The organism is Nostoc sp., from assembly GCF_036917135.1.
Taxonomy (GTDB): Bacteria; Cyanobacteriota; Cyanobacteriia; order Cyanobacteriales; family Nostocaceae; genus Nostoc.
Genome location: NZ_JBALEA010000069.1, coordinates 130,456 through 151,009 on the forward strand (window position 1 = coordinate 130,456; position 20,554 = coordinate 151,009).

At 42.4% G+C, this 20,554-nt stretch carries 19 protein-coding genes and 1 pseudogene; 9 read left to right on the top strand and 11 right to left on the bottom strand.

All coding sequences use genetic code 11. From position 1 onward, the window contains the following. Positions 1 to 414: 414 nt before the first annotated feature. The 3 genes from V7K50_RS20950 to V7K50_RS20960 form a co-directional block, all read right to left on the bottom strand. Positions 415 to 1,182, bottom strand: coding sequence for a phycobilisome rod-core linker polypeptide (locus tag V7K50_RS20950; protein ID WP_334963321.1), 768 nt, complete (start codon positions 1,180 to 1,182; stop codon positions 415 to 417). A gap of 465 nt (positions 1,183 to 1,647) precedes the next feature. Next, positions 1,648 to 2,193, bottom strand: a complete 546-nt coding sequence (locus V7K50_RS20955) for a hypothetical protein (protein ID WP_334963323.1) — start codon at positions 2,191 to 2,193, stop codon at positions 1,648 to 1,650. Next, a complete protein-coding gene (locus V7K50_RS20960) occupies positions 2,190 to 2,807 on the bottom strand; it encodes a phycobiliprotein lyase (RefSeq protein WP_334963508.1) in 618 nt (205 codons plus the stop codon). The genes V7K50_RS20955 and V7K50_RS20960 overlap by 4 nt, the downstream gene beginning before the upstream one ends. 317 nt (positions 2,808 to 3,124) lie before the next feature. Here V7K50_RS20960 and V7K50_RS20965 point away from each other — a divergent pair, with 317 nt between their 5' ends. The 4 genes from V7K50_RS20965 (at position 3,125) to V7K50_RS20980 (ending at position 5,704) form a co-directional block, all read left to right on the top strand. Beyond that, entirely contained in the window at positions 3,125 to 3,292 is a 168-nt protein-coding gene (locus V7K50_RS20965; RefSeq protein ID WP_334799693.1) for an NblA/ycf18 family protein, read from the top strand. A gap of 491 nt (positions 3,293 to 3,783) precedes the next feature. Then, a complete protein-coding gene (locus tag V7K50_RS20970) occupies positions 3,784 to 4,341 on the top strand; it encodes a bleomycin hydrolase (protein ID WP_334963325.1) in 558 nt (185 codons plus the stop codon). An 85-nt stretch (positions 4,342 to 4,426) separates the two neighbouring features. Then, on the top strand, positions 4,427 to 4,921 hold the full coding sequence (locus V7K50_RS20975) for a bleomycin hydrolase (RefSeq protein ID WP_334963327.1): 495 nt from the start codon (positions 4,427 to 4,429) through the stop codon (positions 4,919 to 4,921). A gap of 174 nt (positions 4,922 to 5,095) precedes the next feature. Continuing rightward, entirely contained in the window at positions 5,096 to 5,704 is a 609-nt protein-coding gene (locus tag V7K50_RS20980; protein ID WP_334963329.1) for a HEAT repeat domain-containing protein, read from the top strand. A gap of 44 nt (positions 5,705 to 5,748) precedes the next feature. Here the strand turns inward: V7K50_RS20980 and V7K50_RS20985 are convergent, their stop codons facing one another. From V7K50_RS20985 to V7K50_RS21000, 4 genes are all read right to left on the bottom strand, one after another. Continuing rightward, a complete protein-coding gene (locus tag V7K50_RS20985) occupies positions 5,749 to 6,657 on the bottom strand; it encodes a HEAT repeat domain-containing protein (protein ID WP_334963331.1) in 909 nt (302 codons plus the stop codon). 32 nt (positions 6,658 to 6,689) lie between these two features. Then, a complete protein-coding gene (locus V7K50_RS20990) occupies positions 6,690 to 6,929 on the bottom strand; it encodes a hypothetical protein (RefSeq protein WP_334963333.1) in 240 nt (79 codons plus the stop codon). A gap of 98 nt (positions 6,930 to 7,027) precedes the next feature. Next, a complete protein-coding gene (locus V7K50_RS20995) occupies positions 7,028 to 7,297 on the bottom strand; it encodes a hypothetical protein (protein ID WP_334963335.1) in 270 nt (89 codons plus the stop codon). Between the two features lie 178 nt (positions 7,298 to 7,475). After that, positions 7,476 to 8,276, bottom strand: a complete 801-nt coding sequence (locus V7K50_RS21000; RefSeq protein ID WP_334963337.1) for a DUF1838 family protein — start codon at positions 8,274 to 8,276, stop codon at positions 7,476 to 7,478. 188 nt (positions 8,277 to 8,464) lie between these two features. On the opposite strand from V7K50_RS21000, the gene V7K50_RS21005 reads away from it, so the two are divergent. Continuing rightward, positions 8,465 to 9,736, top strand: coding sequence for a HEAT repeat domain-containing protein (locus tag V7K50_RS21005; RefSeq protein ID WP_334963339.1), 1,272 nt, complete (start codon positions 8,465 to 8,467; stop codon positions 9,734 to 9,736). A 112-nt stretch (positions 9,737 to 9,848) separates the two neighbouring features. Here the strand turns inward: V7K50_RS21005 and V7K50_RS21010 are convergent, their stop codons facing one another. From V7K50_RS21010 to hemC, 3 genes are all read right to left on the bottom strand, one after another. Beyond that, positions 9,849 to 10,937, bottom strand: coding sequence for an acyltransferase family protein (locus V7K50_RS21010; protein WP_334963341.1), 1,089 nt, complete (start codon positions 10,935 to 10,937; stop codon positions 9,849 to 9,851). A gap of 192 nt (positions 10,938 to 11,129) precedes the next feature. Beyond that, positions 11,130 to 12,572, bottom strand: a complete 1,443-nt coding sequence (glgA, locus tag V7K50_RS21015; RefSeq protein ID WP_334963343.1) for a glycogen synthase GlgA — start codon at positions 12,570 to 12,572, stop codon at positions 11,130 to 11,132. 121 nt (positions 12,573 to 12,693) lie between these two features. Further along, entirely contained in the window at positions 12,694 to 13,665 is a 972-nt protein-coding gene (hemC, locus tag V7K50_RS21020) for a hydroxymethylbilane synthase (RefSeq protein WP_334963345.1), read from the bottom strand. A gap of 268 nt (positions 13,666 to 13,933) precedes the next feature. On the opposite strand from hemC, the pseudogene V7K50_RS21025 reads away from it, so the two are divergent. Continuing rightward, positions 13,934 to 14,501, top strand: a pseudogene (locus tag V7K50_RS21025) (Uma2 family endonuclease). Positions 14,502 to 15,608: 1,107 nt separating this feature from the next. Next, positions 15,609 to 16,670 (top strand): beta-carotene hydroxylase, encoded by a 1,062-nt coding sequence (crtR, locus tag V7K50_RS21030; RefSeq protein ID WP_334963347.1) that lies wholly within the window; start codon positions 15,609 to 15,611, stop codon positions 16,668 to 16,670. Positions 16,671 to 16,763: 93 nt separating this feature from the next. On the opposite strand, the gene V7K50_RS21035 is transcribed toward crtR, so the two are convergent. Continuing rightward, a complete protein-coding gene (locus V7K50_RS21035) occupies positions 16,764 to 17,372 on the bottom strand; it encodes a sterol desaturase family protein (protein WP_334963349.1) in 609 nt (202 codons plus the stop codon). Between the two features lie 521 nt (positions 17,373 to 17,893). Between V7K50_RS21035 and V7K50_RS21040 the strand changes: the two genes are divergently transcribed. Both V7K50_RS21040 and V7K50_RS21045 read left to right on the top strand, forming a co-directional pair. Continuing rightward, positions 17,894 to 18,865 (top strand): YegS/Rv2252/BmrU family lipid kinase, encoded by a 972-nt coding sequence (locus V7K50_RS21040; protein ID WP_334963351.1) that lies wholly within the window; start codon positions 17,894 to 17,896, stop codon positions 18,863 to 18,865. A 104-nt stretch (positions 18,866 to 18,969) separates the two neighbouring features. Further along, entirely contained in the window at positions 18,970 to 20,520 is a 1,551-nt protein-coding gene (locus tag V7K50_RS21045; RefSeq protein WP_334963353.1) for a metallophosphoesterase family protein, read from the top strand. The last annotated feature ends 34 nt before the right edge of the window (positions 20,521 to 20,554 follow it).

Genomic DNA, 20,554 nt, shown 5'->3' on the forward strand with positions numbered 1-20,554 from the left:
CGAAGAGAAGCGCTGTAGAGGAGCAACTCTGGGGGATTTAAACCCCGATGGTTCCTGAGCGTAGCCGAAAGACTGAAATGGCTGCTACATATAGATTGCAGGTTCTAAAACCCTTTAATTTACGATAAAAAAACCATACCCAATGTCCAATACAACTCTTGGAGAGGCTGCGCCAACGACTTCTCTACGAGACGCTACGCGAACGCGGTAGTTGAATCTCGACTTCGCTCGATTACCGCGTAGTCGAAACTCAGTACAAGTGCCCAATGCCCATTAACAACTAGCGTGCATCAGACATGGGATAGAGTCTGTTTCACTTAGTTATATCTAAATGAAACTCCTACATAACCCAGGACTTATGCACGCTATAAAATGATCAAACGAATGTACTAGTCAGCCGGCGATCAAAAATCGTTATTTAATTCCTGCTAGCTGCCGATAAGGTACAGACTTTTCGATATCGATGTTGAATGACGAGATCCGTTGTGGCGCATTGCCTGTTGCATTGACACTTTGTGCCATAGACAAGAATAGAGCTGGATCGCCAGCCTTGGGCTTTTGCTCTTGTGGTAGGAATCTGCGTACTTCGACCTGCCAAATGATTTGGGGGAAACCCAATTTGGTACGGTGGTAATCTTCGTATCGCGGAGATTTGATGTTGAATGGCAATTCACCCTCAGATTGGGATGGCAGTATCCGACGGCGGTGATAAGGTACTGTGGAGTAACCAAAATTGCTCAGGTACTCTTCAGTGTTGAGTACTTCATCAACAAAGCCGACAATACCCTTAGTAGCAACTACAATTGACCAAGCGATTTTTTCCCGCTCGTTGTATGGGTCACGTCCCAGAACGCGCTGGATTACTTGCTCAACAAAGCGATAATTATTGTTGAGGTCGTAGAAGCTTCTCTTAAAGGTATTGGAAAGCAGCAACCCACGAATAAAGTCCCGCACTGTAATTTGTCCATTACGGAGTTGAGACTCTAAATATGTTTCGCGATCGGCAGCAAAGGCATGAAAGAAAATTTGACGATATGCTGCTTCGATCAGATCGCCTAAATCTGACGGAGACAAAATATTGTCTGTATTAAAAATCCTGGGCTGTTCATCACCCGGTACTTCATATCCAGCTACACGCTGGTTTTGACTTGAAGGTTCATATTCTAACAGAGGAATTGGCACTCTAAAGCCTCCATGTTCTTAATTAAAGTTAACAACTTTTAATCACATATTAAGGGAGTAGTTGGATCAGAAATTGAGATTCTGATAAAATTTTACGAAACTTAACTAAGGGTGATTTCAGTATTGGTAGGAAAAACGATTAGCTTGCCAGATTCAACTCATATCTAATCAATAAGGGGAGTGTGGCTTCCAACTTGATGACTAAAAGTAAGTGAATAAAAAATTTTGTTCACATATTTCAGATTAGGAGATTCAGTTTCACTTTTTTGAACTGAAGCAATAATTTTTAATATTTGGCAAAAGAAATTAATGGGTATTGGGCACTTGTACTGAGTTTCGACTACGCGGTAATCGAGCGAAGTCGAGATTTAACTACCGTGAAGTCGTTGGCGCAGCCTCTCCAAGAGTTGTATTGGGCATTGGTCACAAGGGGAAAGACTTTCTACAACTTCTCGCCTGCCTCCTTCAGTGACCTATCCAAAATTTCAGGGGATCTATGGTTGACTTACAGTAAGGCCAGCTACGCAAAGTTGCTTCCATCCCTGCCTCCCAGTGGGGTGGTTCCAATCCCAGTCCTAAACATAGATGAGATAGGATGCTAGCAAACTGCTGATTGTGACCAAAGTCTCCTAGATGGGCATGGGCGTATTCATGGACGACTACACCAAACCAGTCTCTAGGTGCAACTCGACCGACATCTACCAAAATAGTAGTTGGGTTGGTGAGAATATTGCACAGCCCATCTATGCCAAAGGATTGAGCTATGGGTACTGCAAAAATTTGGATGTGGCGACGCTCTTGGGGATGAAAGCACTCATGACAAACTTCTAGATAGGCGTTGATCTGAGCGTTGACGGTGTTAATATTCTCGCCGATCCAAGTGCAAATGGGGATGCGATCGCGCAAGTTATCAAACACATCCACCATACCTGGCTCTAGGGCAAGTCCCTGTACCAGATACAGGTAATCTTGCCCACGAGTAAAAGCATCGCTCTGCTTCAGATAATTCACCAGCCCAAAACTGAATAAAACTCTCTTTTTTCCAGAATATCAGACCCTTGTTTTTTTGTTACTTCTTGTGCGCTGACAACCTCAACAGAAGCATCAATACGGGTTTCCGTACAAAATGATGCCGTGCTAAAGCCGCCAAACCGTTTGACTGTACTAGTTCGCATTCGCATATTTGGGCTGGCAAACCAGAATCGCTCAATGGAACTCATTGTTTCGTATTCGGTTGTCAACACTAGTCCATCTTCATCATCCATGTGAAAAAGACCGACTACAGGCATGATTTCGGCATAACCTCTTTCGCGGAGTAATTTACCTTGTCTTGGGTTATCGCCATCAGGCACGATCGCAAATATGGTTTTACCCTCATGGTTCTCCTCACCCTCTCGATCCCAAGCCATTGTGCCTAGCCAACGCACACGTGACCCTCCTACTGAAAGGCTGGGGTCAATCTCATGATACTGGCACAGTTCAATGATTTCGGGATGAGCGGCATCGAGAGTTTCTACCTGTATATCCGATTCTCCCGTCTCTGAGCGCTTGAACGCCAGATGATGTGTTGCACGTTGCGATCGCCACTTACCAGCACTTAGCTGAAAAAATTCCATTGCGTCTATCAATCTTCTGACTCCTACTTATTAACTCCTGCGGACGATGTTTACCTTGTTATTTCTTTTTAAAGTTATTGGTATCTAAACATTCTAAACATTACAGCTATTAGTGGTCTGGTTCAAGAAACTCCCTGGAAAGGGAGAGACAAACCTATTATGATCTAATTGTAAAGTTTTATTATGTCTATTTATCATGACTTGACAATGTAGACGTTTTGGTATGCAAGTGCTAGACTGTTAGAAATAAATGTCTACGGCAGCCCACGCCTTCACTAGCGGTAATAAAAAATACCCTTCGATCCAGTCAATCCGAGGAGTTAATGATGAACTTCCCAATCGAACTAACTTTAGAACAGCAGTTTCGCTTACAAAACTTGAAAGACCAGGTAAAGAATTTGAGTCAAGAAGAGGCTCAGGATTTTTTATTAGAAGTTTTACGGCAGATGATGGTGAAAGATAATTTAGTCAAACATCTGCTCAAAGAAGCTTGATCAAGTAAAAAATAATATTTATTCTTTAAGACTTACGCAGTGGCAGAGTTCCATTGAAATGCGTAAGTCTTAATTTTTTGGGGACTGGGGATTGGGGACTGGGAACAAGAGGGAGAGAGAGGGGAAACGGAAACGCTTCCTGTAACTTTCCCCCCTAGTCCTGGATTTCTCACAACATCTCATTAATTAAATAAGTAATGAGTAATAAGTAATAAGTAATGAGTAATAAGTAAGATTCTTTACTCATTACTCATAACTCATTACTTCACCCACGAAGGGAGCAGGGGAGCTTGTGAGAAATGCGGGCTAGTCCCTAATCCCTAATTCCTAATCCCCAGTCCCAAGTTAAATATTACAGATTATTACTTTGTCTCTCATAGTAAAGACTAGGGTACTATTGATCCCCTATGTTTTTGTTTGGCTACTCGCAGTTAATCTGATCGAGAACACGCCAGATAATATCCGCCATTTGTGAATATTAAGGAGAACTCATGGTTCTTGATGCTTTTTCCAGAGCTGTAATTACGGCAGATGCCAAAACCGCCGCTATCGGTGGTGCTGACTTAGCAGCCCTGAAGTCTTTCATTGCTGAAGGCAACAAGCGCCTTGATGCAGTGAATGCGATCGCCAGCAACGCTAGCTGTGCAGTTTCTGATGCGATCGCTGGGATTGCCTGTGAAAACGCTGGTTTGCTTCAAGCTGGTGGCAACTTGTACCCCACTCGTCGGACTGCTGCTTGTCTACGTGATGCTGAAATCATCCTGCGCTACGTAACCTACGCATTGTTGGCTGGTGATTCTTCTGTATTAGACGATCGTGCTTTGAACGGTCTGAAAGAAACCTACGCAGCTTTGGGCGTACCTACCAACTCTTCTGTACGTGCTGTTCAGATTCTGAAGGCGATTAGTGTCGCTCACATCACCAACACCAACACCGAAGCTAACGCTGGCAAAAGATTCCGCAAATTGGACACTCCTCAAGGCGACTGTTCTGCTCTAGCTGCTGAAGCTGCTAGCTACTTCGATCGCGTTATTTCTGCTCTGAGCTAATTGCTAATCGCTAACGCCTAAAGCCTATTAGTCAAGCCAACTGAAATTAAAACTCGATCAAATCTAATCTGGAGTATAAAAAGCAATGAAATCAGTTATCACTACGGTTATTGGAGCTGCTGATGCAGCAGGTCGTTTCCCAACTACCTCTGATCTAGAATCAGTTCAAGGTAGCATTCAACGTGCTAGCGCTCGTCTAGAAGCTGCTGAAAAGCTAGCTGCTGGTATCGATAACGTCGCCAAGGAAGCTTATGATGCTGCCTTCAAGAAATATCCTTACTTGAACCAAGACGGTGAAGCTGGCGCTACCCAAGTCAAGAAAGACAAGTGCCTCCGCGACATCAAGCACTACCTACGCTTGATCAACTACAGCTTAGTTGTGGGCGGTACTGGGCCTCTGGATGAGTGGGGTATTGCAGGTGCTCGTGAAGTTTATCGCTCTTTGGGTCTGCCCACAGCTCCTTATGTTACCGCGTTAACTTACACTCGCGATCGCGCTTGCTCTCCTCGTGACTTGTCTCCTCAAGCTTTGGGTGAGTTCCGCGCTCTTCTCGACTATGTAATCAACTCCCTGTCATAGTAACAAGGATTGAATAGACGAGCGATCGTCATACTCTAAAACTCAGGGACTCTCAGTTTGTTGCTTTGCCTGTATCTGGTTGAGTGACTGGCCAAGAGTCCCTCAGTTGTTACTAATTCGTAATTCGTAATTCATGATTGAACTTGGGGGATTTAAACACGGAAATTTTATTTTATGACAATAGATTCTCTATTTGAACAGTTAAAACACCCTAACCCGAATCTGCGGGAACGAGCTATGTGGGAACTAGCTGATATACGTGATGAAAATACCATTCCTCGGCTGATGGGTATTTTAGATGAGGAAGATGTTACCTACCGTCGAGCCGCAGTCAAGGCACTGGGTGCTATTGGTACAGATGCTGTACCGCTACTGGTAGAGTCATTAGTAAATAGCGATAATGCGACCATTCGGGGTAGCTGTGCTAAAGCTCTGGCACAGGTTGCTGCTAACCATCCTGATGTTCCTTTCCCGACTGAGGGCTTACATGGATTGAAAACAGCGCTCAATGACCAAAATCCCGTTGTTTATATTGCATCAGTGATGGCGCTGGGTGAAATTGGTTCTCCTGCCTTTGAGATTTTAACTGAAGCTCTAAAAACAATCGATAATGTGGCGGTGGCTGTAGCGATCGTCAATGCACTCGGTTCGATGGGTGATATTCGAGGGGTGGAAGTGCTGACGGCGTTGACAAATGATGAATCTGTTGATCCATACATTCGAGAGTCAGCTGTGAGTGCTTTGCCACGATTAGATCAGGTGATTAAATATAAGAAAGGGTAGCGATCGCTCTCAAATACAACTATCAATCCCAAATGTCCATCGCCCTATTCCCAAGCATCTTCCTCTGACTGTCTCTCAATTTGAGAAATCGCCAACTTGATCACTGCCTGAACCCCTGCTTCCCCTTCTTCGCTTAATGCGGCTTGTAGAGGTTCTAAGGCAGTGCGATCGCCAATCTTCATCAATGCTAAAGCTGCCGCTTTTCTAGTTTCCCAATCGGCATGATGCAGTAATTCAACGAGGTTAGGAATCGCCGGTTGATAGCTTAGTCCGCCCAAGGCTGCTGCTGCTTCACACCGCACAATTTCAGATGGATCGGTGAGGGCGTTAACTAAAATATTAAATGCTCCTTCTTGGGTGTCTTCTTGAGCAATTTTAGCGATCGCACCCACCACCGCAGCCCGAACTTCAGCCGAGTCTGAGTTAATCTCTCGATATAAATGCTCCTTCGCTTCTGCCCCAATAAATCCTAACGCCCATACAGCATGACCTTTGGCACTTTCTGGATACTCAGTTGACGCTAAGATTTTCAGTAATGCTGGCACAGCTGCCTCACCTATTTTGGCAAGCCCTCCCATCGCCGAGGTTTTGACCACGGTATCTTCATCATTTAACAGGGCGTTGACCAAAGTGGGAACTGCGATCGGGTCAGCAATGAGTGTCAGGGTTTTGGCGCTAGCTCTTCGCACAACTGGGTTTGGATGATTTGCCACAGCTTCCATCAACAAAGGGGTTGCTGGTTTCCCGATTTTACCCAACGCCTCTGCAAAACTCAACCTAACCATGCCCCGTGAATCCCCCATACTCTCAACCATCCGCTTGAGTAACTCTTGGTCATCGGGATTAAAGGTGTTTAAGCCTAATTGCTTACTCACCACTTTAAATAAAGCATCGGTTTCATCATGGGACAGATTTAACGAATCCGCCCCGGATTGAGTTTCGGAATTGAGCATATAAATTACAGCTAAATTATCAAGATAAATGACTAGTTGCTGACACTCAAAGCAGCCTGCTGCTCACGGAGTTCCTGGAGAGCAGAATCAATCTTGGCAAGCTCAGGCTCCAGTTTTGCCATGACGCTTACTTTCATCAACTTAGCCCGTTTTGCTGTTTCTGTAGTTTCTTGGACTAGACGTTCCCGATATTGCTCAAGTTCTGCAATCACTTCTGCTACATCTTGAGGGGTGACGTTATTGGTTGTCGTGAATTCTGAGGTTTCATCCATCACTTTTGTTTCCTAAATGTGTGTTTATATGAATGATGTGTGATTACGGTTCGAGTATCGTTTGTATTTAGTTACTCGTACTTAGCTGTTACATATAACTAAACAATTGGCAAGGGGCAACTAACTAAATAGCTGACAAATACATATATTCTGATCTTCTCAGATCGCGTTACCACTGGTAAAGCTTTTTGGCGGAAATCTTCAAAAGTCCCAACTACAGCCTTCGAGCTAGTGCGTAGGCGTAGCCCGTCGTAGACATCGTGCAACAGGAGAAGTCGATGTGATGAGTAGTAATCCTTGTATTCAAGCTGTGGTAGAAGCTCCGTGGTATGACGTAAATGGCCAGAAGAATACTTAGGGACTGACAAATAAAAAATATCCAATTAACTCCTGTGGGGTGGGCGTCTCGCCCGCCCTATGAACTGGGCGGGCGAGACGCCCACCCCACAATATATATTGGATAATTTATTTCTTGGAGTTCCCTTACCAACTGCCTAACTAATTCGTAATTCGCACTAAGAATGAAATTACGAATTACGAATTATTTTAAGAGGTTTCCTCAAGTGGGAAAATATCCCCTCGTAAGTAGGACTCAAAGTTTTTCTTAAAGTATTGAATGCTCGTCACATTCGGCTCATCGCTTTCTGTTGGCGTGAATTCATAAATTGGTACTTTTTCCCTCACCAGGTTGACCAAGCTAGGATGAAGTTCCTCAAAAGAATCTACTCTAAATATTGTGGTTTCAAATCTTAATTTAGCTGGATGAGCATATCCTAACTTCATCCAGGGCAACCAAGGACAGTCTCTCGCCCATTTAGCAGGAGGGACTTCAGTTGCATCCGGTCGGCAAGTATTTGATATAAAGTACTCAACTCCCTTAAACTTTTCTCCAGGACAATAGTCTGAATATTTGCTATCTCCTGCTAAGGGATGCGGGTATTCTAAAGGAATTTCCATAACAGAGGTAATATATCCACTGCCTTTAGGTATGAGAAATTTCTTTGGTTTGACTGAGCCTTGGACAATGCGGTTAGCAATGTGTACTACTGGTACCGGTTGACTCGCTGTTGGTGACTTCCAAAAGTGGAGAATCTCTTGAGTATCCGGGTCACAAAATAAACCCAACTCTCGATTGATGCGATAGCCAACTTCCCCATGTTCTGGATCGGGCTTGAGAAATACTTTGGTAGCATTCATCCCAATAATAGAAAACAGTTTTTCCTTTGGCAAGTCTGGTGTTTCTTGCCACCAAATTTCCCCAGACCAGTTGTAATAAAGCTGTAACCCATGATTTTTTCTGTAAAAATCGAGGTTATTAAATTCGTAGTCATCTAAGTAATCACTCATATCTATTTTGGATTTTAGATTTTGGATTTTGGATTGGGGATTGGGCATAGGGCACTTGTACTGAGCGAAGTCGAAGTATTGGGCATTGGTTATTTCTCCCTCATCTCCCTGATCTCCCCTGTCCCCAATCCCTAGTACGATAGTAAACATGACCTCTGAGCAATTATCCAAGAGCAATTTACAGATCAATGGATAAACGTTTTTTTAAAATGTTTGGGCTAACAGAAGAACAAGCGATCGCAATTATCGATACACCATTAGAACAACTCGAAGACGCTTCTGATAAGTATATTGCTGTTTCCCATCTAATTAACTTCCCAACAGAGCAATCGATCGCGGCTTTGGTACGGGCGATTGAAACCAGTAACCCTGATGAGTTAGATCACCGCATTGTCCGACGCAAGGCTGTAGAAAGTCTGGGGCGATTGCAGGCTGAATCAGCTTTACCTGTAATTCGGCAGTGCCTTAAAGACGATGATATTTATACTGTTGAAAATACCGTGTGGGCGATCGGCGAAATCGGGACTAAAGATCCAGAAATTCTCGAAGAGGTGGCGCAACTGCTCGATAAACCAGGTCAAATCTATCGAGTCATTATTCACATCTTAGCTAACGCTGGCTATCAGCCGTCCTTAGAGCGTGTACGAAAATTTACTCAAGTTGAAGATGAACCTACCCGTAGTGCGGCGATCGCTACAGTTTGTCGATTCACAGGTGACTATTCCCAAATCACTGAGGTGGTGGCGCTACTGCAAAGTTCCAGTGTCAATGCACGGCGCGGTTGCATTCAAGACTTGATTGATTCACGCTACTACAAAGCCATTCCAGAAATTGCCCGTTGTCCTGTATCTCTGGTATTTCGGTTGCGAGGATTGCGGATGCTTTTGGATGCAGGGGTTCCTAGCGGTGAAATTACCTTTACAGAAATTCAACCTTACTTAGAACAAGTACTCTATGATCATCCCAATGAGCTTGATTTAGTACATGAGTATGACGCTACCCCTGTCCTAGATTTTCTGATTAATGAACTTTACGAAACCGATTTTGGACGCTGCTATTTAGCAACAAAAACCTTACTTGATATCTATCCAGAAGAATCGCCAGCAGCACTTTTAGCAACTTATGGAGATAAGGCATATAACGATTATGGCGCTCATTATCATGTCATGAAACTTTTCGGGTGGCTGAAATATGCTCCCGCTTATGATTTGTTGGTAGAAAATCTGCACAACCGGGAACCGCAGTTTCAAAAATCTCGTGCGGCGTGTGCGATCGCTCTTGGTGAATTGGGTGATTCACGAGCAATTCCCGAACTCAAAATTTGCCTAAATACGCCGATTTGGGATTTAAAATATGCTTGTTTATGGGCGCTAGACCGCTTAGGAGACTCATCCGCTCGGGAAATATGCGATCGCGATCGTGACTGGTTAATTAGGGCGAAAGCGACGAGTACTCAATAGTTAGGAGTTAGAGATATGAGTTAGCCTTCAGTTAGCATCTCATACAAATTCTATGTGAGGCTGCACTTTATTCAGGTAAGTCCTACAGGCGCATATTCATAAAGAAATGGTATCAGTTCATTTGGGCAAATACTTTTTTCCTTAGATTTGTAATTAATGGCATTTCAAGATAAGAATGGATTACGCATCCCATAGCTACTCCGATTAGAACAATTAGAAATGCAATAACATTGTAATATATGGTGTGATTTTGAATCAGAGATAACATATTGAATTTATCTGTAATTTTAGTGAAAATTTTGCTTATACTACTTAAGAAAAAACCGTGTGTTAAATATATAGAATAAGACGCATTCCCTATAAAAACTAGAATTGATGGGATATTTATTGTCTTTGATACTTCTAAATAAACAGATCCGATAATCAGGATCGTAAACGGAATACCATAAGCTATTAATGAGGAGATGCCTGAAACATTAAATTCTCCATATTTTGTATTTATAACTGATACAATCAACATAAAAATCGAAGCGTAAATTAATGATGCTGCAAACTTGAATTGGTATTTAGATATTGTATAGGCAGCTAAACAACCCAGCACAAACTCTAGATTATGATCGTTAAAAATAAAATTGAGCAGAAAATTTTCGCCGATTGGTAATAAATGTAAAAGATTAAGAGTTACGCCAATGATCCAAGCAACAATTATCGACTGGGAAATTTTTGTATTTTTCACTATTAGTAGACCGAATATACAGTAGAAAAAAACTTCATAACTAAGCGTCCAACTAACACCAAGAAAAGCACTCTCTAGAATAGAACGGTCTTGAGGTAGTAAAAAAACAGCCTTGAAAATTTCGCCTGCGCTTCGCTGATAAATGCTATCTTCACCATGACTAAATAGAGAAACTAGAATTTTTATGCCTAAAATACTCCAATATAATGGATATACACGGATAAACCTTTTAAAGATGAAAGACTTAAGCTTATTCGGTTTGCCTATATCAGATTGATGAATATAAAATATAATAAATCCACTAAGTACGAAAAAAAAGTCCACGCCTATCCAACCAAAATGAAATATTTGCAATAAATCATCTTGGTGCAGTTCACGAGAAAGTATCCGATTCCCGTGGGTTAGAACTACCAGTACAGCAGCAATACCGCGATATACTTGTAGCAAATTTAGTTTTTTGTTCATAGCATTTGCAGGGTTAGTTGTACGAACTAAATAAATGATTTCAAGTAGTAAATACCCAGGGCTATTTCATTCTCATCTAGTTCGCCTCAGAATGAATTCTGAGTCTAATAGCGAAAGTCGTCTTTAGACGACTAAGAAAAGGTTATAGTCCCGAAATCCCCCAGCTTCAAGCCGGGGGATGAGTTAAGCGGATCAGGATTTGCTACCGGTCACTGCCTTGTTTAACACTAACTCTGGTTGTGGTGTCTCCTCTTCTTCTTCTGGCAAGCCGTAAATTGATCTGTATAACTTCACGTACTGCTTGGCAGATTGATACCAACTAAAATCTTGACTCATACCACGTTTTTGTAGTTCTTGCCATTGGGGTTTGAAACGAAAGCCTTCCCAAGCCCGGATCATAGAGGTGAAAAGGTCTAGGGGTTCATAGCGGTCAAAGCAATAACCAGTACCTGCGACATTTTCAGGGTCATAATGGGTTACGGTGTCAACTAATCCACCTGTGCGGCGGACAATGGGCACGGAACCGTAACGCAAAGCCATCATTTGGCTAATACCACATGGTTCAAAACGACTGGGCATTAAGAAAGCGTCAGTACCAGCGTAGATGCGGCGAGAGAGGGCATCGTTATACAGTAGGTAAGTTGCCATACGTCCCGGAAAGCGGGATGCTAATTGCCACATCTGAGTTTCATAGTAGCGATCGCCTGTCCCCAACAACACAAACTGGGCATCTGTATAAGAAAGGAAGCGATCGAGGATTTGTAATATCAAATCAATGCCTTTTTGTTCCACTAATCGGGTCACAATCCCGATTAAAAAGGCTTTGGAGTTGACTTCTAATCCTAGTTCTTGTTGCAAAGCAATTTTATTGGCTTTGCGTTTCTCTAAAGTATCAGTAGTAAAAGTTTGACCAATGTATTTGTCATCTTCTGGATTATAAACCTCAGTATCAATACCGTTGATAATCCCAGATAACTTACCGCTAATAAAGGACAGCAAACCTTCTAATGTTTCACCGTAAGTAGGTGTCTTAATTTGCTCGGCGTAGGTGGGCGAAACTGTATTTACCTTATTGGCAAATTGCACCGCCGCCGCCATTACATTGTGTCCTTGCATATACCAGGGACACCAAGTAATTTTCTCTAAATACCAACGCCACGGCCCTTGATAAGCCAGGTTATGAATGGTAAATACTGTGGTGATATCAGGATCTTGGTGCATCCATACGGGAATCATCCCCGTATGCCAATCATGACAATGGATAATTTCTGGCTTCCAATAATTCCAGGCAAACTCGGCTGCACCATTAGAAAATAAGGTGAACCGCCAGTCTTCACCATCTCCAGAATAAATGTGGCGGGGTAGGAAGGCCGGATGTCCAAATAAGTACAAGGGAACATCAGTACCAGGCAGAATGCTTTCATAAACAGCAAATTCCTGGAACATGGCAGATCCTCGCCAGATGGGTTCTTTGGGAATTTCCATTTTGTCTGGTAGGAAGCCATAGTAAGGCAAGAATATCCGCACATCATGCCCCATTTCTCTCAAGAATTTGGGTAATGCCCCGACAACATCACCCATTCCTCCTACTTTGGCAATGGGTGCTGCTTCTGCTGCAACAAATAGAATCCGCATGGTAATTTTTGCTTCCCTGAGTCTATATTGTCAAATTAACGATCCCGACCAAGGCGATTTGTCGCGTCTTTGGTGCAACGGCGATCAATTCTTATCTAATCACATCGGCTTGCCCAATTGCTTAGGAACCGCGCTGAATCACCGCAAAAATTTCTGATAAAATTTCTTGCGCTCCCTGATGCCGCAACAGTTCTGCTAGTTCTATACCTAGTGCTTCAGCATTGTTAGCTTGACCAGTGACGGTATCTTTTACGAACTTTTGACCGTCTATACTGGCGACTATCCCTGTTAAGGTCAAATTCTCACCAGCTATTTCTGTATTTACACCAATAGGTACTTGACAGCCGCCCTCTAAAGAGCGTAAAAAAGATCGTTCGGCGAGACAGCGATCGCGTGTTTCGGGGTGTTCGATCGCTTTGAGTAGAGATAGCACTTCACTATCATCAGCCCGGCATTCTATCCCCAAAGCTCCTTGTCCTACGGCGTGGAGGGAGATTTCTTTGGGGATAATTTGATGAACGCGATCGCCCATTCCCAATCTCTCTAACCCTGCTGCTGCCAAAATCAAGGCATCATATTCGCCTGTATCTAACTTTGCCAACCGTGTAATCAAGTTTCCCCGGACATCCTTAAAGGTAAAGTGGGGGAAGTGGTGGCGTAACTGTGCTAACCGCCGCAGCGAAGATGTACCAATTACCGCGCCTTCTGGCAATGTATCGATTTGTTTATCTTTGTGTTTTTCATGCACCACTAATGCATCGGCTGGGTTTTCCCGTTCCGTAATTGCTGCTAGGGTTAACCCCTCTGGTAAGTGAGTCGGCAGATCCTTGAGGGAATGAACGGCAAAGTCAATCTCCTGATTGAGCATTCCGACTTCAAGTTCTTTAGTAAAAAGTCCTTTATCGCCAATTTTAGCTAATGCTACGTCCAAGATTTTATCGCCTTGGGTAGACATGGTGTGGACTTCAAAAGTTATATCAGGAAAGCTTTTCTGAAGTTGCTCTTGTACCCAATAGGTCTGAACCAGAGCAAGTTGGCTTTTGCGTGAGCCGATCCGAATAGTGCGTGGGGGACTAGAAACAACTGATGTCATAAAACAATATATCAAACGAGGCGATAAATTCACTCTCATCTAGACTACCGTAGTCCGGGACTCATGGGAATTTTGGGTTTTGGATTTGGGATTTGGGATTACAATTCTTTACCAAAAGCTTGTTTGAGGAATCTCAAATAATAGAAGGGAGTAGGGAATGGGCAGTGGGAAATGGGGAAAAGGAATTTTCTAGGCGATCGCCTTGTTCTATCCAGCTAGTGCCGAAGGTTGATAAACTGGATGTAGGACTTTTGGAGTGGCAGAAGTTATGAGTATTGCAAAATCTGTATCCCTAACCCTAACTGAGTTTCTGAAGTTACCAGAAACAAAACCTGCAAGTATTTATATTCATGGTGAGATGATCCAGAAACCAATGCCGAAAACCCGCCACTCTCGACTTCAGGCTAAGTTGATTAATGGGATTAATGAAGTCACAGAGAAAAGCCAAATTGCTTATGCTTTTCCAGAGTTGCGTTATACCTTTGGTGGTCGGTCAATTGTTCCAGATGTGGCGGTTATTCGTTGGCAACAAATTGAGTTTGATGATAACGGAGAACCTCTAGATGATGTGTTAATTGCTCCCAACTGGACAATTGAGATTATTTCTCCAGAATCAGAGTTCTAATCGAGTTATAAGCAATATTTTGCACTGCCTAAAATATGGTTGTCAGCTAGGATGGCTGGTTGATCCTGATGATCGCTCAGTTCTCGTATTTAAACCACATCAACAACCAGAATTTTATCATAGAGAAGATACCTTGCCTGTTCTAGATGGTGTTGATTTAGAGTTGACAATAGAACAGGTATTTAGCTGGTTAAAGATGAAAACAGACTAAGCAAGGCATTAAGAGGTTTTTTAAAAGTCGCTATTCTGATAACACAACTTGGCGCATTCATTAATTGCTGCTTGAGCTTGAGCATTATTACAATTTAGCTTTTAAACTAAGCGCATCTCAGATAAATCAGGCGTTGTGCCTGCTATGGTCATTACAGAGATATTTAAACTAAGTAAGTCGGTGAGAATAAATCAGAGTACATTAAGTAATGTAAAGAATATTGAGATTAGTTCGTAGTGGGGGCTTCAGCCCTCTCTCCGAGACGCTACCCGAACATAAGAGGACTAAAGTCCTCACTACAAACCTTGAATTATTCACGCCGCTCTACTTACTCAGGCTTACGTATAGTGGTTAAAGCTAGTAATAATTGACGCATAGTAAAATCCTTATTTTTAAGTATAGAAATTTGATATTTTAGGTAGCGTTGAACTCAGAATCACAGTTGAAAGTGGTATGCTCCACAAATAAGTGTGATGGTTCGCGCTAAGTTTTCTATATTCTGGCTACCAAGACACTCCCGCAATGGAGTTTTGGTTAAAAGAAAAAGACTCCAACCACACGGAATCACAAGGGGGAAAGCGATCGCTAGTATATATACTTATTACATCAGTCAGGAAAAGGGATGAAGTTTTTTAAGCAAATAAAAACTATATTTTTGTTAGAAGTATGATACTTGCATCTAAAACATTGTCATTATACGTCGAATTACGACAAAACTATTGCATTTATCATTAAAATAACTGTATTCTTTATAATGTTGAAAAAGTTTTTTTCACAAAAGCAATAACAGAGCATAATTTCAGCACATCGGCAAAAGCATTACCTTGGCAAATCGATAAATATCGGTATTAAACCCAAATATGTATGCCGTTGTCACTGGGCATGATGAATGATAAATCAAATGTTTTTTTGATGTTTATAGTATACCAAGAAATTCAAAACTTCCCTGTTTCCTATTTCCTACAGGCCATACTAATCTTAACAGAGAAGAGTATCGGCTAAATTTTCTGGGTTCCATCTCTCTAATCGGGGCAAGAAATCTATTCTGTGCTGGCTGAGTTTGGGATTTCAAGACCATTTTATCAACGAATCACAACCAGGAAAATTATGACCTCTTTAGATCCTAATTTTTTTGACATCCCGGACAAAAGCCTAATCATCATCGACCCAGTTGTTGATGACTATAAAAAGCTAAATGGCAATAACTTGGAAGTCATCTTTAAAGACGTAGTAAATACAGAAACAAGAACGGTAACTTCAGAAGCACATAAGCTGCTCAAAGTTCCACCCAAGGAATTGTTAGCGCCTCCGGGTGATTTCAATCCGACGCTACTACTGTTTTTTGCATCTGTGACAGTGCTAGTTTTATCTAACTTTGGTTACTGGCTTTGGCAATGGCCAGATTGGCTGTGCTTTAGTTTTAATACTATTGCTTTGCATTGTGCTGGAACGGTAATTCATGATGCTTGTCACCAATCTGCCCACCGCAATCGAGTAATTAATGCCATGCTAGGGCATGGTAGCGCCCTGATGCTAGGGTTTGTTTTCCCAGTCTTTACGCGAGTACATTTGCAGCATCATGCTCATGTTAACCATCCCAAAGATGACCCAGATCATTTTGTTTCTACGGGTGGTCCTTTGTGGTTGATTGCATTTCGATTTTTGTCCCACGAGGTGTTTTTCTTTCAACGAAGACTATGGCGCAAATATGAGCTATTGGAATGGTTTATCAGCCGCTCAATTGTGATTGCAATTGTTTATATCTCAGTTCAATATCATTTTTTAATGTACGTTCTCAATTTTTGGGTTGTACCTTCGGGTATAGTGGGACTAATTCTAGGCTTGTTTTTTGATTATTTGCCCCATCGTCCTTTTGTTGAACGCGATCGCTGGAAAAATGCTCGTGTATACCCTAGCCCAGTTCTTAATATCCTGATCTTAGGTCAGAACTACCATTTAATTCATCATTTATGGACTTCTGTTCCCTGGTATAAATATCAGTCTACATACTACGTAATGAAGCCTTTATTAGATGAAAAAGGCTGCTATCAAACTTCAGGGTTACTACAAAAGAAGGACTTATTAGAGTTTATTTACGATATTTTTGTAGGAATTCGGTTTAATCATCAAAAAACTAAAAATAAAGATGAATCATCAAGTCGTGAATAAGCTGTTACCCATTTAAGAGCGATATTAACTTATGAGTTTGTCATTAGTCCTTTGTCATTTGTAAATAACCAATGACTAATGACTCATGCAAAATTAATACTCCCTTGTCTGGGTTTCCTTTTCAAAATTAGAGTCTTCAGTACCCAGAAGTTTGTCCCAGAACGTAAAATACAACCCGTAGTGTACTTTATACTTGCGATGATGTATGGAATGATGCATAGAACCGATAAGCCACCTGCCAATCCAGTGGCTCTTAGATGAGGAGGAAAGTACCTCAAATCCGAGATGGGTAAATACTGCCCACACTGTCATAGTTATCAGTGCAGAAACTAAGGTGATAAAATGCAACGGAACTATGAAGCTTACACCTACAAAGAAAAGTGCTTGGACGATGGCCTCTGGAAAGTCGAATGCAGACGAACTCCAGGGCGTTGGCTGTCCTGAACGGTGGTGTCCATAATGCATCCATTTAAAAATCAGAGGCTGGTGAAACATCCGATGCATAAAATAAAAGTAAGTATCTTGAAGAATTAATACCGCAATCAAGCTAACTACTAAATACCACAGCCCGTATTTGTATATATCAGTGTATAAAAGCGTTGCTCCCAAACTATACTCTGAGATTATAAACGCTCCACAAATTGCAAAAACCACTGTTGAGAGTACCGATAATTCGATATCCTTTTTAATGGAAGAACTCATCAACGGTTTTAAATGCAAACTCCTGTTGGCGAGGGACTTTCCCAGAACTAAATAAAAGAGCAAGTATGCTCCCCCAGCGATCAGAAAGTATCGGGCAAGAGTGATCAGGAAAAGGAAAAAGCAATAATACCAAAATGAGTGGTTCGTCAATTAGACCCATCCGTAATATTAATTTGGTGAAATGAAAATGTTAATTATGTCCAATTGTTTTGGTCTTGATTGCCAAAAATGGTCAAATTATGATTTTATTTGTTAATCGACAAAATCCACTGCTTATTTTACAACATCAAGTAGTTCAGCTAATATATGTTAATTTTTAATAAAAATTTTTAAGCTGATTTTGGTGCAGCATATATAAGTTATCGCTGTTCCTAGAAAAGATTTTTGGTCAACTTTAATTTTAGGGTTGATGCTGCGATCGCACATCGCCGTGAATTTGCTCCCCTTTGTCCAGGATTTTCGGCATTTCCCTGATAATTTGGTATCTTCGATTAATCATCCAAGCTTAGTTGTAATTCCTTATGAATCGTTCCGCCTGTCTCATCTTCAATCCGGTTGCGGGTCAGGGCGACCCAGATATAGAACTGGCAGAAATTCGCGCAATATTAGAGCCAGATATTGACCTAGATATTTATCTCACAACTAAAGAAATTGACGCTGACCAACTGGCATATCAAGCGGTAGAACGAGGTGTAGATGCAATCATTGCTTCCGGGGGAGATGGTACCCTCTCGGCGGCGGCGGCCGCGGTAGTGGGTACTGATATTCCATTTGGGATCATTTCTCGTGGCACAGCCAACGCTTTTGCCACAGCTTTAGGAATTCCTGACACGATCACAGGTGCGTGTGAGACAATTTTGCAAGGAGGAACCAGCCTTGTAGACGTAGCCTATTGCAACGATCGGCCAATGGTACTCTTGGCAGGTATTGGCTTTGAGGCTGAAACGGTAGAATTGGCAGACCGCGATGCAAAAAATCGCTTTGGGATGATGGCTTACATCTTGGCAGGAATCCAGCAATTAAGAAGCTTAAAAAATTTTGATGTTGAAATTGAAACTGAAGACAAGATCATTAAAACTAGCGCCTGTGCAGTCACAGTAGCAAATGCTGCACCTCCCACTTCAGTCTTAGCTCAAGGTCCAGCAGGTCTGATTTATGATGATGGATTACTAGATTTAACGATTGTAGCTCCAGCTAACAAGGCAGGAGCGATCGCCGCGACATTTCATCTATTTCAAACCGCTTCTACAGGTAACGCCGCAGAGCGGAATGATATTGGTTTCCTGCGAGCCAAACAATTTAAAATTACGACAGAGCCACCACAAAAAGTTGTTCTAGATGGTGAAATCGTGGGCACAACACCAGTAGAAATTAAGTGTGTACCAGCAGGTTTGCGAATTTTTGTGCCATTAGTAGAAGAAGTTGAGCCTACAGAAAAACTAGAGGGACTCCCTAATCTGACTATTGAGATGAAAGATACAGTAGGAGAATGAGGGTATTGGGCATGGGGCACAAGAGGCAGAGCGGAAAGACTTACTGCAACTTCTCCCCTGCCTCCCCTGCTTCCCTTCAATTAAAGATTCAGGAGTAGGTTGCATTGAAACTTGTATCTGATCCGGCGATCGCTAACAAAATTCGTCAAATGAATCAGCGAGTACGGTGGCAAGATCCGTTAATTGCGGAACGAAACATCGACCAAACTCAGTTGGTGTTAGAAGATGGTCATACAGACAATTCTGAATTCTCATTTTTAGTTGTAGGTGATAGTGGTTCCGGTAAGCACCGGGGACACAATCCTCAGCGACAGGTAGCTGAACTCATGCTGCCCCATCACAACGAATCCCGCTTTATGCTGCATACCGGGGATGTAATCTATTTAGTGGGGTCGAGTGAATACTACCAGCAGAACTTCATCGAACCTTACCGAGAGTTTATCTTGGGGGGAGAGCATCCCAAACAGATTGCTTATGACCAGATGGTTTTTAAGCTGCCCATTTTACCAGTACCGGGAAATCACGATTACTATAACTTGCCGATTTTATTGAGCTTGGCATCCTTAACAACATTACCCCTTCGTCGGCTCTTGCAATCGCGCTTAGACTTAGATGTGGGCTTGCATGGCTCAGGAACCGGTGAAGCTTACGCACGGGCATTTCTCGACTATCTGAAAGCGTTTCCGCTTCCAGGAGAGTTAAACGATCATTTAGCTCAGTACTACACAGCTAAGACAGATACAGGTCGTTGTATTTCATATCAACCTGGGCACTTTACCCGGCTTCCCAATCGCTACTACACTTTTCGCTATGGCGGTATTGATTTCTTTGCCTTGGATTCTAATACATTTAACGATCCACCACCACTACCGAAAACAAGAGAAGGTGATGCTAATCGCAAACTCTTAGAAAAACGTCGTGAAGATTTCGAGCAAGAAAAGCTGCAAATCATTGAAAATTCATCAAAGCTTCGTCCCGAAAACCCCAACGAAGCCGACCAATTAGACGACTTCCAGGCCAAGCTGTCACAAATTGAAGAACTTATTGTTGATATCGATAAGCAACTAGCCACTAATAAAACAACGTTGACTGATATCGAGCAACTGGAGTGGCTCAAACAAAGATTAATTGCATCTTGGAATAATCCTGAAGTTCGGGGAAGGGTGATTTATTTCCATCATCCTCCCTATGTAACTGAAGCGACAAAGTGGCAACAAGCCCAAACTCTAATTATTCGCGATCGCCTGCGTGGTGTGTTGGATGCGGTAGCTAAAGAAATCGGTTCCCTAACTCAGGGGCGTCCTTTGCTGGATTTGGTATTAAACGGTCACGCCCATTGTTTAGAACACTTAGAGACAATGGATACAGGACACGCTGATTCTCATATCCACTGGATTGTTTGTGGCGGTAGCGGGTTTAGTTTGCGTCGCCAACGGATTGAGGGAGCGGATTTAATGGAGGATAATAGATTAGTGGCGCGATCGCATCTCTTCATTGGTCGCAACGGTCAAGGTTCTCAGAAGCGACGACCTTATTCAGGTTTACGCATTGACGTTAAAGGCGATGGACAGCCTAAGTTTATTGTCCGTCCTTTGGTTGCCGAATGGTATCAGCGCCAATGGCATAATCGTGAACTTGAGCCATTGATTATCTAGTGGTCTGTCTCATTAGTTAAGAGCGCTAAAAAGT

Excerpts from the sequence above, each read along its gene's own strand:
- V7K50_RS20965 (WP_334799693.1), top strand. The coding sequence starts at position 3,125 with ATGAACTTCCCAATCGAACTAACTTTAGAACAGCAGTTTCGCTTACAA.
- V7K50_RS20970 (WP_334963325.1), top strand. The coding sequence starts at position 3,784 with ATGGTTCTTGATGCTTTTTCCAGAGCTGTAATTACGGCAGATGCCAAA.
- V7K50_RS20975 (WP_334963327.1), top strand. The coding sequence starts at position 4,427 with ATGAAATCAGTTATCACTACGGTTATTGGAGCTGCTGATGCAGCAGGT.
- V7K50_RS20980 (WP_334963329.1), top strand. The coding sequence starts at position 5,096 with ATGACAATAGATTCTCTATTTGAACAGTTAAAACACCCTAACCCGAAT.
- V7K50_RS20985 (WP_334963331.1), bottom strand. The coding sequence starts at position 6,657 with ATGCTCAATTCCGAAACTCAATCCGGGGCGGATTCGTTAAATCTGTCC.
- V7K50_RS20990 (WP_334963333.1), bottom strand. The coding sequence starts at position 6,929 with ATGGATGAAACCTCAGAATTCACGACAACCAATAACGTCACCCCTCAA.
- V7K50_RS21000 (WP_334963337.1), bottom strand. The coding sequence starts at position 8,276 with ATGAGTGATTACTTAGATGACTACGAATTTAATAACCTCGATTTTTAC.
- V7K50_RS21005 (WP_334963339.1), top strand. The coding sequence starts at position 8,465 with ATGGATAAACGTTTTTTTAAAATGTTTGGGCTAACAGAAGAACAAGCG.
- V7K50_RS21010 (WP_334963341.1), bottom strand. The coding sequence starts at position 10,937 with ATGAACAAAAAACTAAATTTGCTACAAGTATATCGCGGTATTGCTGCT.
- glgA (WP_334963343.1), bottom strand. The coding sequence starts at position 12,572 with ATGCGGATTCTATTTGTTGCAGCAGAAGCAGCACCCATTGCCAAAGTA.
- hemC (WP_334963345.1), bottom strand. The coding sequence starts at position 13,665 with ATGACATCAGTTGTTTCTAGTCCCCCACGCACTATTCGGATCGGCTCA.
- crtR (WP_334963347.1), top strand. The coding sequence starts at position 15,609 with ATGACCTCTTTAGATCCTAATTTTTTTGACATCCCGGACAAAAGCCTA.
- V7K50_RS21035 (WP_334963349.1), bottom strand. The coding sequence starts at position 17,372 with ATGAGTTCTTCCATTAAAAAGGATATCGAATTATCGGTACTCTCAACA.
- V7K50_RS21040 (WP_334963351.1), top strand. The coding sequence starts at position 17,894 with ATGAATCGTTCCGCCTGTCTCATCTTCAATCCGGTTGCGGGTCAGGGC.